16 protein-coding genes are annotated in these 14,439 nt (G+C 63.6%); 4 read left to right on the forward strand and 12 right to left on the reverse strand.

Features of this window, described 5'->3' with window-relative positions; translation table 11 throughout:
- The first annotated feature begins 20 nt into the window (after positions 1-20).
- From F3089_RS06090 to arsH, 4 genes are read left to right on the forward strand one after another with little or no spacing between them, the layout of a single operon-like run.
- A complete protein-coding gene (locus tag F3089_RS06090) occupies positions 21-359 on the forward strand; it encodes a metalloregulator ArsR/SmtB family transcription factor (RefSeq protein WP_151439930.1) in 339 nt (112 codons plus the stop codon).
- 9 nt (positions 360-368) lie between these two features.
- On the forward strand, positions 369-794 hold the full coding sequence (locus F3089_RS06095) for an arsenate reductase ArsC (RefSeq protein WP_151439931.1): 426 nt from the start codon (positions 369-371) through the stop codon (positions 792-794).
- Positions 795-829: 35 nt separating this feature from the next.
- A complete protein-coding gene (gene arsB, locus F3089_RS06100) occupies positions 830-1,864 on the forward strand; it encodes an ACR3 family arsenite efflux transporter (RefSeq protein ID WP_151440049.1) in 1,035 nt (344 codons plus the stop codon).
- Between the two features lie 10 nt (positions 1,865-1,874).
- Positions 1,875-2,546, forward strand: a complete 672-nt coding sequence (arsH, locus tag F3089_RS06105) for an arsenical resistance protein ArsH (protein ID WP_151439932.1) — start codon at positions 1,875-1,877, stop codon at positions 2,544-2,546.
- On the opposite strand, the gene F3089_RS06110 is transcribed toward arsH, so the two are convergent.
- The 12 genes from F3089_RS06110 to F3089_RS06165 all read right to left on the reverse strand — a co-directional run bounded on the left by F3089_RS06110 (position 2,547) and on the right by F3089_RS06165 (position 14,341).
- Positions 2,547-3,275, reverse strand: coding sequence for a sulfite exporter TauE/SafE family protein (locus F3089_RS06110; protein ID WP_151440050.1), 729 nt, complete (start codon positions 3,273-3,275; stop codon positions 2,547-2,549). It lies immediately after the preceding gene.
- Positions 3,276-3,302: 27 nt separating this feature from the next.
- Positions 3,303-3,863, reverse strand: coding sequence for a Yip1 family protein (locus F3089_RS06115; protein ID WP_095615740.1), 561 nt, complete (start codon positions 3,861-3,863; stop codon positions 3,303-3,305).
- A gap of 110 nt (positions 3,864-3,973) precedes the next feature.
- Positions 3,974-5,257, reverse strand: a complete 1,284-nt coding sequence (gene purD, locus F3089_RS06120; protein WP_151439933.1) for a phosphoribosylamine--glycine ligase — start codon at positions 5,255-5,257, stop codon at positions 3,974-3,976.
- A 7-nt stretch (positions 5,258-5,264) separates the two neighbouring features.
- On the reverse strand, positions 5,265-6,851 hold the full coding sequence (gene purH / locus F3089_RS06125; RefSeq protein ID WP_151439934.1) for a bifunctional phosphoribosylaminoimidazolecarboxamide formyltransferase/IMP cyclohydrolase: 1,587 nt from the start codon (positions 6,849-6,851) through the stop codon (positions 5,265-5,267).
- A 15-nt stretch (positions 6,852-6,866) separates the two neighbouring features.
- Positions 6,867-7,160: a DNA-binding transcriptional regulator Fis gene (fis, locus tag F3089_RS06130; protein ID WP_233128840.1), complete on the reverse strand. Its 294-nt coding sequence runs from the start codon at positions 7,158-7,160 to the stop codon at positions 6,867-6,869.
- A gap of 11 nt (positions 7,161-7,171) precedes the next feature.
- The gene (gene dusB, locus F3089_RS06135) at positions 7,172-8,161 is read right to left on the reverse strand and encodes a tRNA dihydrouridine synthase DusB (RefSeq protein WP_095616560.1); all 990 of its coding nucleotides are present in this window, start codon (positions 8,159-8,161) and stop codon (positions 7,172-7,174) included.
- 134 nt (positions 8,162-8,295) lie between these two features.
- The gene (locus F3089_RS06140) at positions 8,296-9,408 is read right to left on the reverse strand and encodes a DUF3426 domain-containing protein (RefSeq protein ID WP_151439935.1); all 1,113 of its coding nucleotides are present in this window, start codon (positions 9,406-9,408) and stop codon (positions 8,296-8,298) included.
- Between the two features lie 15 nt (positions 9,409-9,423).
- Entirely contained in the window at positions 9,424-10,320 is an 897-nt protein-coding gene (gene prmA / locus F3089_RS06145; protein ID WP_151439936.1) for a 50S ribosomal protein L11 methyltransferase, read from the reverse strand.
- 3 nt (positions 10,321-10,323) lie between these two features.
- Positions 10,324-11,667 carry an acetyl-CoA carboxylase biotin carboxylase subunit gene (gene accC, locus F3089_RS06150; RefSeq protein WP_151439937.1) on the reverse strand — a complete coding sequence of 448 codons (1,344 nt, stop codon included), beginning with the start codon at positions 11,665-11,667 and terminating at the stop codon, positions 10,324-10,326.
- 17 nt (positions 11,668-11,684) lie between these two features.
- Positions 11,685-12,155, reverse strand: a complete 471-nt coding sequence (gene accB / locus F3089_RS06155; RefSeq protein WP_151439938.1) for an acetyl-CoA carboxylase biotin carboxyl carrier protein — start codon at positions 12,153-12,155, stop codon at positions 11,685-11,687.
- Between the two features lie 13 nt (positions 12,156-12,168).
- On the reverse strand, positions 12,169-12,606 hold the full coding sequence (gene aroQ, locus F3089_RS06160; RefSeq protein WP_151439939.1) for a type II 3-dehydroquinate dehydratase: 438 nt from the start codon (positions 12,604-12,606) through the stop codon (positions 12,169-12,171).
- A gap of 118 nt (positions 12,607-12,724) precedes the next feature.
- The gene (locus F3089_RS06165) at positions 12,725-14,341 is read right to left on the reverse strand and encodes a GGDEF domain-containing response regulator (RefSeq protein ID WP_151439940.1); all 1,617 of its coding nucleotides are present in this window, start codon (positions 14,339-14,341) and stop codon (positions 12,725-12,727) included.
- Between the last annotated feature and the right edge of the window lie 98 nt (positions 14,342-14,439).

Here is a 14,439-nt window from a genome sequence, read left to right on the forward strand (position 1 = left end):
ACATATATGGATATGCAGATATGGTTACGCCGGAGCAGTTCTTTCGAGCGCTTTCAGACACCACCCGGTTGAACAGCCTGTTGCTCCTTGAGCAGGAAGGGCGGCTCTGTGTCTGCGAGCTGGTTGCGGCCCTTGAGCTTTCACAGCCGCGTATCTCGCGCCACCTCTCCCAGCTCCGGGATCAGGGCATTGTGCAGGATGAGCGCCGTGGGCAGTGGGTGCATTACCGTCTGGCCACGGACCTTCCGGACTGGGCTCGCCAGGTCCTGCGCGCGGCGCTGGAGGCGCGGGATCTGGGTGAGCTCAGTGCCCGCCTTTCATGCATGACCCAACGTCCTTCCCTGGATGCGGCCCAATGAGGTTTGGTGATGAATGTGTTGTTCGTGTGTACCGGTAACTCCTGCCGCTCCCAGATGGCCGAGGGGGTCCTGCGGCATCTGGCCGGGGATCGCGTGAGCGTGGATTCCGCCGGTCTGGAAGCCCATGGCCAGAACCCGAGGGCCATCAAGGTGATGGATGAGGCTGGCGTGGATATCCGTGATCAGGCGTCCACCCTCCTGACGGATGCGCACCTGGAATGGGCGGATCTGGTGGTGACGGTCTGCGGTGATGCCGATGAGTCCTGCCCGATACTGCCCCCAGGGACGATCAAGCGCCATTGGGGACTGCCGGACCCGGCAAAAGCCCTGGGGTCGGAGGACAGGATCATGCAGCAGTTCCGTAACGTTCGGGATGATATAAGGGCGCGGGTTGAATGCCTGATTCGCGATGACGTTGATGGAGGCCAGGCGTGAGTACCACTGAGGATACCCCGAACATCAAGGAGGGCATGGGTCTGTTCGAGCGTTACCTGTCGGTCTGGGTGGCGCTTGCGATTGTGATTGGTATTGCACTGGGGCAGTTCGCGCCCGTGGTGCCTGATGTGCTGTCGCGTTTTGAATACGCGCAGGTGTCGATTCCGGTAGCGGTCCTGATCTGGGCCATGATCTTCCCGATGATGGTGCAGGTGGATTTCGCCTCCATCGCGGGCGTGCGTCGCCAGCCCAGGGGGTTGGTGATTACCACGGCGGTGAACTGGCTGATCAAGCCCTTCACCATGTTCGCCATTGCCTGGTTCTTCCTGCTGGTGGTGTTCGCGCCCTTCATTGCCGAGGATATGGCACGCCAGTACCTGGCCGGGGCCATCCTGTTGGGGGCCGCCCCCTGCACGGCCATGGTGTTCGTCTGGAGTTACCTGACCCGTGGCGATGCGGCCTATACGCTGGTTCAGGTATCGCTTAACGACATCATTATGCTGTTCGCCTTCGCCCCCATCGTGATGGTGCTTCTGGGGCTGTCCAACATCATGGTGCCCTGGGACACCATTGCGCTTTCGGTCTTCCTCTACATCGTGATTCCGCTGACGGCCGGCTATGCCACGCGTCGTTATGTCATTGCCAGGAAGGGGAGTGATTACTTCGAGAACGTCTTCATGAAGCGTCTGGGCCCCGTGACACCCGTTGGCCTGATCCTGACGCTGGTGCTGTTGTTTGCCTTCCAGGGCGAGGTGATCCTCCAGAACCCGGTGCACATTGCGCTGATCGCAGTGCCGCTCATTCTTCAGACCTTCCTGATCTTCGTGATTGCCTACGGCTGGGCCAGGGCCTGGAAAGTCCCGCATAGCGTGGCGGCGCCGGGGGCCATGATCGGGGCCAGCAACTTCTTTGAGCTGGCCGTGGCCGCGGCCATTTCGCTCTTCGGGCTGCAGTCCGGTGCGGCACTGGCCACGGTGGTCGGCGTGCTGGTCGAGGTGCCACTGATGCTGGGGCTGGTCTGGATTGCGAACCATACCCGTCATTATTTTCCGGGAACCAGCCAGGGCTGAGGTGTATCGAATGGTGGATCTACCCAACGTGAACCGGACCTTTCTGGATCATCCGGATCTTGAGAAACTCAACAGCCCCGGAAGCGCTCATCCGCCACGGGTCCTGCTGCTCTACGGCTCGCTCCGGGAGCGTTCCTACAGCCGCTTCCTGGCCGAGGAGGCGCAGCGCCTTCTGCATGAGTTCGGCGCCGAGACCCGAATGTTCAATCCCTCGGGTCTGCCGCTGCCGGACGATGCGGAGGCGGATCACCCCAAGGTGCAGGAACTTCGGGAGCTTTCCCAGTGGTCCGAGGCGCACGTCTGGGTCAGCCCGGAGCGTCATGGCAACATGACCGGGATCATGAAGACCCAGATCGACTGGCTGCCGCTTTCGGTCGGCGGCGTGCGGCCCACCCAGGGACGGACCCTGGCGGTGATGCAGGTCTCCGGCGGTTCCCAGTCGTTCAACGCGGTGAACAACCTGCGTATCCTCGGGCGCTGGATGCGCATGATCACCATCCCCAACCAGTCCTCCGTGCCCAAGGCCTACCAGGAATTCGATGAGGCGGGCCGGATGCTGCCGTCACCGCTCTACGACCGGGTAGTGGACGTGATGGAGGAGCTGGTGAAGTTCACCCTGCTGCTGCGTGATCGCTCGGAGTATCTGGTCAGCCGTTATTCGGAGCGTAAGGCGGAAGACTGATCAGTTGAGGAAGAACACCGCTGTCATGATCGCGCCCGTGACGATGACTACGGCGCGTATGGTCGCCTCCGGCAGCTTCCGGGCTACCCTTGCGACCACATAGCCGCCCGCCACCGCCGAGATCATCATGACCAGGGCCTTGATCCAGATAATGGCCCCGCCGATGGCATAGAGTGCCACGGCGATAGCGGTAAGTACGGCGGAGATGAGGTTCTTGAGGCCCTGCATCCGGTTGAGACCGGTGTGGCCGAGCAGCCCGAAAGTGGCCAGAAGCACGATTCCGAGGCCGCCATTGAAGTAGCCGCCGTAGATACAGACCGCCAGAAGTGCTGTGATCTGGACGCCAGGGCGGGACTCGCCTCCGCTGGTATTCAGGTTACGCAGCAGGCGTGGCCCGAGGGCGAACAGCAGGGTGGCGGCCAGCAGCAGCCAGGGGACGATATCGCTGAAGACCGCATCCGGTGTGATCAGTAGAAGGCCGGCTCCGAGGCTGCCACCGATCAGGCTGGTGCCCAGGACTGCTGCCATGGAGAGTTGCTCCGGTGCCTTCAGATCCTCGCGGAACCCCCAGGTGCTGGCCATGTAGCCGGGGAGCAGCGCCATGGTCCCGGAGGCGTTGGCGGCTACCGGCGGTACGCCGGCCCAGACCAACGCCGGGAAGGTGAAGAAGCTGCCGCCCCCGGCTACGGCATTGAGGCCGCCCCCCAGAAAGGCTGCCGCCACCAGCATTGTCCAGGTGAGCAGGGGCTCCACGCTTTACAGACCCCAGATGATTGCCAGCAGCAGACCCCAGGCCAGCACGCTTGCCGCCATAACCGTGTAGGTGATCGACATGGCCTCCACGTCCGCTCCAATCCGGCAGAGGTGGCTTATCCCCCGGAAAACGATGGCGCAGCTCCATATCAGTCCGATCAGGGCGATGCTTGTTATGACCGTCAGGCTCGGAACGAAGAGCGCAAACGCGGAAAGCCACATGGGAACGGGCGCAACGGCGGCCACCAGGTAGGCACTGTGGGCACTGATGTGGGCGCTGCGGGTATTGCCCACTTCATGGATCAGCCAGCCCATGACGGCGAACGTCAGCAGTTCCGCGAGGAAAAGGATGATGGTGATGTAGCCCCATTCGCGCCCGGCGAAGGCGTCGCCGAAGGCTTCCGGATAACCTGTGCCCGCCTGATAGAGCATGATCGGTGGAATCAGCGCCAGAGGCAGGACGGGGAACAGGATAAGCGCCAGAACAGAGGGCGGATGATCGCGCAGCCTGGCCCATGCGCCGCTGGATGGAAGGATCAGCCGGAACAGCATTAACGGCGACATGATGGGTCTCCTTTTCCTCTCATGTCTTGCATAGTTGGCCTGGAAACCAGGGGTGTCAAGGAGTCTCGCTGTCAGACAGCCGATACGCCCCTGGTCTGCGGAGTGCCGAATCAGTCCCGGTTGAGCGCGCGGAAGCCGATATCCCGCCGGCAGTAGGCGTCGTCCCACCGGATGCGATCAACGCCCGCATAGGCCGCCTTCTGGGCCTGCTCGACCGTTCCGCCCAGCGCGGTTACGCACAGGACCCGGCCGCCGGCGGTGGTCACACGACCATCAGCCTCCTGCTGGGTGCCGGCGTGGAAAACCTTGAGGCCGTCGCCGTCCAGGTCATCCAGGCCGGTGATGGCATCGCCCTTACGGTATTTGGCGGGGTAGCCGCCGGCGGCCATCACCACGCCCAGGGCGGGGCGCTCATCCCAGTCGCACTGCTGCCGGCCCAGTCCACCCTGGGTGGCGGCGAGGCAGAGTTGGACGAGGTCCGAGCGCAGCCGCATCAGCAGCGGCTGGGTTTCCGGGTCGCCCAGCCGGCAGTTGAACTCGATGACCTTGGGGGAGCCGTTGGGGGTGATCATGAGCCCGGCGTACAGGAAGCCTGTGTAGGGGTGGCCCTCGTCCGCCATGCCGGCAACCGTGGGCTCGATGACTTCCCGCATGATGCGTTCGTGGACCTCCTCCGTAACCACGGGGGCAGGGGAATAGGCGCCCATGCCACCGGTGTTGGCGCCGGTGTCGCCATCGCCCACCCGTTTGTGGTCCTGGCTGCTGGCCAGTGGCAGGATGTTGGAGCCATCCACCATGGCGATGAAGCTGGCTTCCTCGCCGGCCAGGCATTCCTCGATGACCACGCGGTGGCCGGCATCGCCGAAGGTGTTGCCGGCGAGCATGTCGCGCACGGCATCTTCCCCCTCGGCCAGGGTCTCCGCCACGATCACGCCCTTGCCGGCGGCCAGGCCGTCCGCCTTGACCACAATGGGCGCACCTTTCTCACGCAGGTACTCCAGTGCCGCCTCCATGTCCCCAAAGGTCCGGTAGTCGGCAGTGGGGATGCTGTGGCGCGCCAGGAAGTCCTTGGCGAAGCTCTTGGACCCTTCCAGCTGGGCGGCGGCTTCACTGGGACCGAAAACGGCTATGCCGGCTGCACGCAGCCGGTCACTGATACCCGCAACCAGTGGCGCCTCGGGACCGACGATGACCAGGTCAATGGTCCTGTTCGTGGCAAAATCAACGAGGCCATCAATGTCGTCGTCTGCCAGCGCCACGTTCTCAACACCCGGCTCACGGGCGGTCCCGGCATTGCCGGGCGCGGCGTACACCTGCTGGACCTGCGGTGACTGGGCCGCCTTCCAGGCCAGTGCGTGTTCGCGGCCACCGCCGCCGATGATCAGGATCTGCATAAGCACCTCAATGCCGGAAGTGACGCATGCCGGTGAAGACCATGGCGATGCCGTGCTCGTTGGCGGCGTCGATCACTTCCTGATCGCGCATGGAGCCGCCGGGCTGGATCACCGCCTGGATGCCCGCTTCGGCCGCCTGGTCGATGCCGTCCCGGAACGGGAAGAAGGCATCCGAGGCCATGACCGAGCCCTTGACTTCAAGCCCTTCGTCGGCGGCCTTGATGCCGGCAATGCGCGCACTGTAGACACGGCTCATCTGGCCGGCGCCGATGCCGATGGTGCGGCCATGGCGGGCGTAGACGATGGCGTTGGACTTGACGTACTTGGCCACTTCCCAGGCGAACAGCAGATCTTCCAGTTCGTCCTGTGAGGGCGAACGGTCGGTCACCATCTGCAGGGTGTTCTCATCGACCATGCCCAGATCCCGGTCCTGAACCAACAGGCCACCGGTGACCCGCTTGTAGTCCCAGGCCGCAATCCGTTCGTCATTGAAGGGGCCACAGGCCAGCACGCGCACGTTCTTTTTGGCTGCCAGCACCTCCGCTGCCTCCGGCGTGATTTCCGGTGCGATGATCACTTCCACGAACTGGCGTTCGATGATCGCAGCCGCCGCTTCCGGATCCAGGGGGCGGTTGAAGGCGATGATGCCGCCGAAGGATGAGGTCGGGTCGGTGGCGAAGGCCAGTTCGTAGGCCTGCTTCAGGTCCGAGCCGATGGCCACCCCACAGGGGTTGGCGTGCTTGACGATCACGCAGGCCGGATCCGCGAAGGGCTTGACGCATTCCAGGGCGGCGTCGGTGTCCGCCACGTTGTTGTAGGACAGGGCCTTGCCCTGGAGCTGGTGCGCGGTTGAGACGGACGCCTCGGTAGCGCCACGTTCACGGTAGAACGCGGCACTCTGGTGCGGGTTCTCGCCGTAACGCATGTCCTGCACCTTTTCGAACTGGTTGTTGAAGGTGCGCGGGAAGGGATCCGGCTCCGCCTGGCTGTCCAGCCGGCCGCCCAGGTAGTTGGCGATGGCGCCGTCGTAGGCGGCCGTGTGCTCAAAGGCCCGGGTGGCCAGGTCAAAGCGCGTGGCGCTGCGTAGACCGCCGTCGTTGGCATCCATTTCATTCAGGATGGGGTCGTAATCGTCGGCATTCACGACAACAGCAACATCCTGGTGGTTCTTGGCAGCAGCGCGGAGCATGCCTGGCCCGCCGATGTCGATGTTCTCGATGGCGGTGGGCAGGTCGCAGTCCGGGTCGGCAACGGTCTGTTCGAAGGGGTAGAGGTTCACGACCACCATGTCGATGGGGTCGATTCCCTGTTCCGCCATAACGCTGTCGTCCGTGCCACGGCGGCCAAGGATGCCGCCATGGATGAGCGGGTGCAGCGTCTTGACCCGGCCACCCATGATTTCCGGGAAGCCGGTGTGGTCGGAGACTTCCTTCGCCTCGATACCACTGCTGGTCAGAAGCCGGAAAGTGCCGCCGGTGGAGAGGATCTCCACGCCGCGCTCGCGCAGGGCCTGGGCGAATTCAACAATACCGGTCTTATCCGAGACGCTGATCAGCGCCCGGCGCATGGGGGTCGCATTGGGCTGTTCCGTCATGATGGCTCCGATTCCTTACAGCAGGCCGTACTGCTTGAGCTTCTTGCGCAGGGTGCCCCGGTTGAGACCGAGCATGGCGGAGGCACGCGTCTGGTTGTCACCGGTGTACTCCATGACCTTCTCCAGCAGCGGCGCTTCCACCTCGGACAGCACCAGCTGGTAGACGTCGCTGACCGGCGCGCCGTCGAGCTGGGAGAAGTAGTTCTCCAGAGCCTGTTCCACGCTGTCGCGCAGTGTGACGGTCTGACCGTTGCCGGCCGCCGTTGTGAGGGGCTCGTCGGTTTGCCGGGCCCGGTTGTCCTCGGCCATGAATTCAGTGCTCATGCGACACGTACCTCTTCTGTCTGGATGCCTTGAAAGTAATGATCGAGCAGCTGAAGCTGCGCGCCGGCGTCCTCAATGCGGTTGAAGTGCCGGCGGAATGTCTTGTCCGGATCACGGGCCTGCAGGTACCAGCCCACGTGCTTGCGTGCCACCCGCAGCCCGATGTACTCGCCATAGAAGGCGTGCAGCGCCTCCACGTGCCCCATCAGGATGTTGCGGATTTCCTCCGCTCCGGGGTCCGGGAGCTCCTCCCCCGTGGCCAGATAGTGGTTGATCTGGCGGAAGAGCCAGGGCCTGCCCTGGGCGGCCCGACCGATGAACAGGCCATCGGTGCCGGTTTCCCGCAGAACCTGTGCGGCTTTGCGGGGGGTGTCCACATCGCCGTTGGCGAAGACGGGGATATCCACCGCCTGCTTGACCTGAGCGATGGTCCCGTATTCCGCCTCGCCCTTATAGGCGTCGGCCCGGGTTCGCCCGTGTACCGCCAGTGCGGCAATGCCGGCGTCTTCGGCCATGCGTGCGATGGTCACCGCGTTCTTGTTATCCCGGTCCCAGCCGGTGCGCATCTTGAGCGTGACCGGCACATCCACGGCCGCCGCGACGGATTCCAGAATCTCGCGCACCAGGGCTTCATCGCGCATCAGCGCGGATCCCGCGGCCTTGTTGCAGACCTTCTTGGCGGGGCAACCCATGTTGATGTCGATGATCCGGGCGCCATTGGCGACGTTGAAACGGGCGGCCTCGGCCAGCATCGGGGCATCGCCGCCCGCGATCTGGACTGCGATGGGCTCAGATTCCCCGTCGTGGTCCATCCGCTGGCGGGATTTGCGCGAACTCCACAGGCTGGCGTCCGCTGTAACCATTTCCGAGATGGCGAGACCAGCACCCATTCTGCGGCACAGGAGCCGGAAGGGTCTGTCCGTGACACCCGCCATGGGGGCCAGAACCAGGTTGTTGGGCAGCGTATGGGGGCCAATGGCGACCACAGCGTTCTCCCGGTGATTGGATCCGTGCGGGTTGGTCAAATCTCGACCAGCTCAGGGGGAGACAATGATACTCCGGGCTCTCATCCCATTAAAGGGGATGGCTGGCTGAAAAACCGAGTATTTTTGGGTCGGGACTATTGACGCGCGGGGAGGAAGTCGATCCGGTAATTGATGGCGTCCTTGCCCGGGTCCTGAAGTCCCAGACGGATACGCCGCCCCTCCCCGGAGGGAATGCGGCCACGTTCTGCTTCGTCGTCCGCCAGGTAGGCCTGTGGCTGGAAAACGCGCTGGGCCACCACATCGTTGTTGAGGTTGGAGAAGCTCAGGGCGATGGCGGGCCACGGCTGGTCAAAGCCGGCTTCGTTGACAATAGTGACCTCCAGCAGAAGGGCATTGGCCATGTCCGGATGGCTGCGGACCACCAGGCGGCGCGGTTCCAGCGCGTCGGTGGCGACCAGGGGGGGCAGCTCACACCCAGCCCATTCGCAGGCCTGCTCGTACCAGGGGCGGATCGGCTCGTAGAGCGCCAGCCGTTCGAAACGGTACCAGCCCAGCTGGTAGACGAGAAGGGCGGCCATACCGGCAATGCCCAGCAGCCATGCCAGTCTGCGCAGCCAGCGCCAGCGGTCGGGCCGACTGGTGACAATGGGGTCGGTGCTCAGTGATTGCCAGTCCGGCCCGCTAGGGGCTGTATTCCGGGGTTCCGGTCGAGGACCAGGTTCCAGCTCGGGCTCCGGGTCAGGCGTCTTTTCCCGGGGCGGTGGTTCCGGGGCAGGGGAGTCGGGCTTGTCGGGGGCTTCGGTCGGTTCACTCTCGACCTCCTGCAGGAGTGACTCCGCCCAGCTTTCATCATCCTCCAGCTGTTCCCGGGAATCCAGGTCGTCGAGCTCGCTGCGGAAGCCCGAACGGTCGCCGGCATCCAGCGCCAGGAAGTCCTCGCTGAAAGCTTCTTCCTCGAGCTCGTCGTGGCCGGCGTAGCGGCTATCCTGGGCGTCCTCCTCCGGGTTGTCGTCGAAGACCAGGTCGTCCGCCTCGGTTTCCGTTCCGGAAGACGGCTCCTGTGGGGCTGTGGACTGGGGTTTGGTGGTGGGGTCTTCTTCCGGCTCGGCGTGTTCAACGGCATTGAACACGTACAGGCAGTGGCCACAGCGTACCCGTCCCCTGGCCGCCTCTATCTGGCGCGGGGTTACCCGGAACCGCGTCTGGCAGTAGGGGCAGCGGGTGAGGGTTTCCGATTCTGTGGCCATGCAGTCGGCTCCACTTCAGTCCGTGTGGCGCGTGCCGGTCAGGCAGATCCAGCCTTCCTGTTCCGTCGGTGACTGCATGTGGAACCAGTGGGCATAGCGATCACTGATCGAGTCGGCCTGGCTGGACAGGATGCCGGAAAGCACAATCCGTCCGCCCGGCCGTACCTGACCGGCCAGTGTTGGTGCCAGAGACAGTAATGGCTGGGCCAGTATGTTGGCAAGCATCAGGTCACAGCGGGTATCCGGCTGGTCCTCCGGGGCATACAGCGCCAGGGCGTCATCGGGAATGCCGTTGCGCCGGGCGTTGTCACGACTGGCATCCAGAGCCTGAGGGTCGTTGTCGGTGCCGACAACGTGCCGGGCGCCCAGTTTGAGCGCCGCCAGCCCGAGGATGCCGGAGCCGCAGCCGTAATCCACGACTTCCAGATCCCTGACTGGGTTGGCGTCCAGCCATTCCAGGCAGAGCCGGGTGGTGGGGTGTGTGCCGGAGCCGAATGCCAGCCCAGGGTCCAGGGTGATGTTCACCGCATCCGGTTCCGGCGGATCCTGCCAGCTCGGGCAGATCCAGAGGCGGTTGCCGAAGCGTTCGGGCCGGAAGTCATCCATCCAGGCCCGTTCCCATTCCCGGTCCTCAAGCAGTTCCGTTTCCATGGATTCCAAGTGGGTCTGGGTGGCTGAGTGGTAGGCTTCCGCCACCTGGGCCTGGACGCCGGCGAGATCAGCGTCGCCCTGGAACAGCCCGGTAACCGTGGTGCTGTCCCACAACGGCGTACTGCCCCGCTCCGGTTCATAGAGCGGGGTATCCTCGCTGTCTTCCATGCTCACGGCCTCGGCACCGGCCTCGAGCAGCATCTGTTCCAGCAGCTCGGCATGCTCACTGTCCGACTGGATGTGGAGCTGGACCCAGGCCATGGCTCAGTCCCTTCGGATCAGCTGTTCCAGGTAGTGGATCGTGATGTCTCCGCTGCGGAAGCCTTCATCACGAACCAGCCGCTGGTGCAGTGATCCGTTGGTCTTGATGCCGATGACGACCAGCTCATCCAGCGCGTTGTGCATGCGGGTGAGGCAGATGTCGCGGCTCTCGCCGAATGTGATGAGCTTGCCCACCAGGGAGTCGTAGTACGGCGGGATGCTGTAGCCGGAATACAGGTGCGAATCCACGCGCACGCCAAGCCCGCCCGGTGGGTGGAACCGTTCCACATGGCCCGGGCTGGGCGAGAAGGTTTTGGGATCCTCGGCGTTGATGCGGCATTCCAGCGCATGGCCGCGGATCTCGATGTCCTCCTGGCGGTAGCGCAGCTTCTCGCCGGCGGCCGCACGGATCTGTTCGGCTACGATATCGACACCGGTGACCATCTCCGAAACCGGGTGCTCCACCTGGACACGGGTGTTCATCTCGATGAAGAAGTACTCGCCGTCCTGGTACAGGAACTCGAAGGTGCCGGCGCCCACATAGCCGATCTCGCGGCAGGCGTCGAGGCAGGCCTGGAGCGTGCGCTCCCGGGCTTCAGGATCGATGTGCGGCGCGGGTGCTTCCTCGATGATCTTCTGGTGGCGGCGCTGCAGGGAACAGTCGCGGTCGCCCAGGTGGATGACGTTGCCGTGCTGGTCCGCAAGCACCTGCACTTCCACATGCCGGGGGCGTTCCAGGTACTTCTCCAGATAGACCGTTTCGTCGCCGAAGGCGCCGCGGGCCTCACGCTGGGTCACATGCACGCCCTTGAGCAGGGCGTGTTCGGTGTGCACCACCTGCATGCCGCGTCCGCCACCGCCGGAGGCGGCCTTGATCAGGACCGGATAGCCGATTTCACGGGCGACCTGGCGGGTGCGCTCCTCGTCGTCGGTCAGCGGGCCATTGGAGCCCGGAACCGTGGGGACGCCGGCCTTGACCATGGAGCGGATGGCGGAAACCTTGTTGCCCATGAGCCGGATGGTCTCGGCGGAGGGCCCGATGAAGCGGAAGCCACTCTTCTCGACCTGTTCGGCAAAGTCGGCGTTTTCGGCCAGGAAGCCATAGCCGGGGTGGATGGCGTCGGCGTCCGTTACCTCAGCGGCACTGATGATGGCCGGGATGTTGAGATAGCTGTCGGCGGCGCTGTTGGGTCCGATGCACACGGACTCATCCGCCAGGCGGACGTGCATCAGGTCGCGGTCCACGCGTGAATGCACGGCTACGGTGCGGATGCCCAGTTCCTTGCAGGCCCGCAATATGCGCAGGGCGATCTCGCCCCGGTTCGCAATCAGTACTTTATTGATCATGATGCGGCGCTTCGCTGTCAGGTGATGACGAACATGGGCTGGTCGTATTCAACGGGCTCGCCGTCTTCGACCAGGATCTGGGAGACGGTTCCGCTGATGTCGGCCTCGATCTGATTCATCATCTTCATGGCCTCGACAATACAGAGGGCGTCACCGGAGTGTACCTTCTGGCCCACTTCCACGAAGGAGGCGGCTGTGGGCGAGGGCGCCCGGTAGAAGGTACCCACCATGGGCGAGCGTACCAGGTGACCCTGGGGTTCGTCCGGTTCGGTCTTCTCCTCCGCCTGTCCGCTGCCAGCGCTCTGCTGGGGCTGGGGCGCCGGTGCCGCCTGCTGGGGCGCGGGGGCCGGGGCGGGCGCGGCCATGGTCACGGTGTCGGCGCGGCGACGGCTGATCCGGACCGAATCCTCGCCTTCCTGGATCTCAAGTTCCTCGACGTCGGATTCTTCCAGAAGCTCGATCAGTTTCTTGACTTTGCGAATGTCCATATGGGGCTCTCATTCACCTCAGTTTGCGGCATGCGGCGGTAAGGGCCAGTTCATAGCCCTCTGCCCCGAATCCGCTGATCACGCCCTCGGCAATATCCGAGAAAAAGGAGTGATGGCGGAAGGGCTCGCGTGCATGCACGTTGGAAAGATGCACCTCAATGAACGGTATCGCGGCGGCCAGCAGGGCATCCCGCAGGGCCACACTGGTATGCGTGAAAGCGGCGGGATTGAAAAGGATGAAGTCGATGCCTTCATCGGCCGCGTCATGGATCCGTTCAATGAGCTCGTATTCGGCGTTGCTCTGGAGTGTGAGCAGGTGATGGCCGGCCTCGCTGGTCTGTTCGTGCAGACGCTGGTTGATATCCGCCAGTGTGGCCGCCCCATAGGTGCCCGGCTCGCGCGTGCCGAGCCGGTTCAGGTTGGGGCCGTGGAGGACGAGGATCGTGGCCATAATTGTTTCTTTTCGGCTTATTTTGCGTCGGTTTTTGTGTTTTCGCGCTAAGATCCGGGCACGTTCAGGAAAGTGTGAACGCATGTTAGCCGTAGATCAATAGCGGTGATACGAAATATCAATCTCCTGCAACGACCTGGTTGCGGCCCTCGCTTTTGGCGCCATAGAGCAGGGTGTCGGCACGCTCGCACAGCTCCTGGGGCGATTCGCCCCGCCACTGGGCCACCCCGCAGGAGAAGGTCACATGGAAATCGGTGCCCGCGGCCGGCTGGCGCAGCTGGCTGAACTTCTCGCGGATCTCGTTCATGACGCCCAGCGCATCCTCCTCGCGGGTGTCCGGCAGCACGATGGCGAACTCCTCGCCGCCATAGCGGCCGATGTGGTCGGTTTTGCGCAGGCGCTGCTTGAGGAACAGGGACAGGCTCTTGAGGATCCGGTCGCCGATGGGATGGCCGTAGGTGTCGTTGATCCGCTTGAAATGATCGAGATCCAGCATGACGAAGGTCAGAGGCTGGCCGCTCTGGTGGGCCCGGCTGATCTCGGATTCGAGCAGGCTCAGTGTGTGGGTGTGATTGTACAGGCCGGTAAGGCTGTCACGGATCATCAGTGCCAGCAGCGAGCGTGCCCGCCGGCCGCGGTTGTGCAGGGTGGCCACCAGGTGCTTGGCATCAATGGGTTTGGTCAGGAAGTCGTCGCCACCCATGCTCATGGCATGCAGCTGCTTGGAGACATCCTCTTCGGCGGAGAGGTAGATGATGGGCACGCTGTGAAGATGGTCCTGCTGGCGGATGACCTTGGCCAGTTCGGTGCCGGTACACCCCGGCATGTACATGTCCAGGATGATGATTTCCGGTGAGAATTCGTCCAGCGCGTCAATGACCTCCATGGGGTCGGTCAGCACGCGCGAGCGCATGCCGGCTTTCTGGAGCACGTTCTCGATGTACTTGGCCTGGGCTTTCGAATCGTCCACCACCAGAACCCGGTAGGGGTCGGGTGGATGGGCGTAGGAGTAGTGCTCGATCTTCTCGATCAGCTGGCCCGGATCCAGGGCCTGGTAGAAGAATTCCTCACCGCCGGAGCGTACCGCCCGCAGCCGGGTTTCGATGGAACCGTCCTCGCGGCTCATGTAGAGCACAGGAATGGGGGTTTCATGGCGTTGCTGGATACGCTCCATGGTGGCGATTCCGGCAGTGGCCTCTCCGCCACCGAAATCCACATCGATTACGATGGTTTCGGGTTTATTGCGCGCGCATTCCGCGTCCAGCTCGTCCGGGGTTGCGAAGGCCGCGGCCCGGAACCCGAAAAACTCCATCTGGCGGATGATGCGCTGTGCGTAGTCGCTGTCATTGAAAGCGAGATAGATGGGCGTGCGCAGCCAGGTTCTGGGCGTTTCGTCTTCCTGCTGGTCCGAGCGGCGCAGGGTGCAGCGCGAGAGCTGATCCATGCCCCGTTGCAGATTTTCCCGGATCTCGGTGTTGATGGGGCGACCTTCGGGCCAGATCTCGAGCGCGGTCCGGATGCTGTCGCCAGCCGCCTCGTGATCCGTCATCTCGAATCGGCGGGCGTACTTGACCAGCTTTTCCGTGGTGACCATCAGGTCTTCACGCAGACCGGGTGGTGGTTCGCCGGCTTCCAGGAACTTCTGCCAGGTTTCGAGGACCACCCGTGCCTGGGTTGTCACGCGGCGGGCGAAGTGCTGGCGCAGCTTCTCCTGCTGGGAGCTGGTGTCTGTCATGACTGAGGACTTGTTATTGGTGTGCGTCGTCACATTCCGTGCATTCACTATAGTCGTTTATTCTGGATCTGTGTCAATCTGGCGCTTTTATGCCCTTG

The sequence above is a fragment of the Halospina sp. K52047b genome (genome assembly GCF_008709855.1).
GTDB lineage: Bacteria > Pseudomonadota > Gammaproteobacteria > Pseudomonadales > Oleiphilaceae > Halospina > Halospina utahensis_B.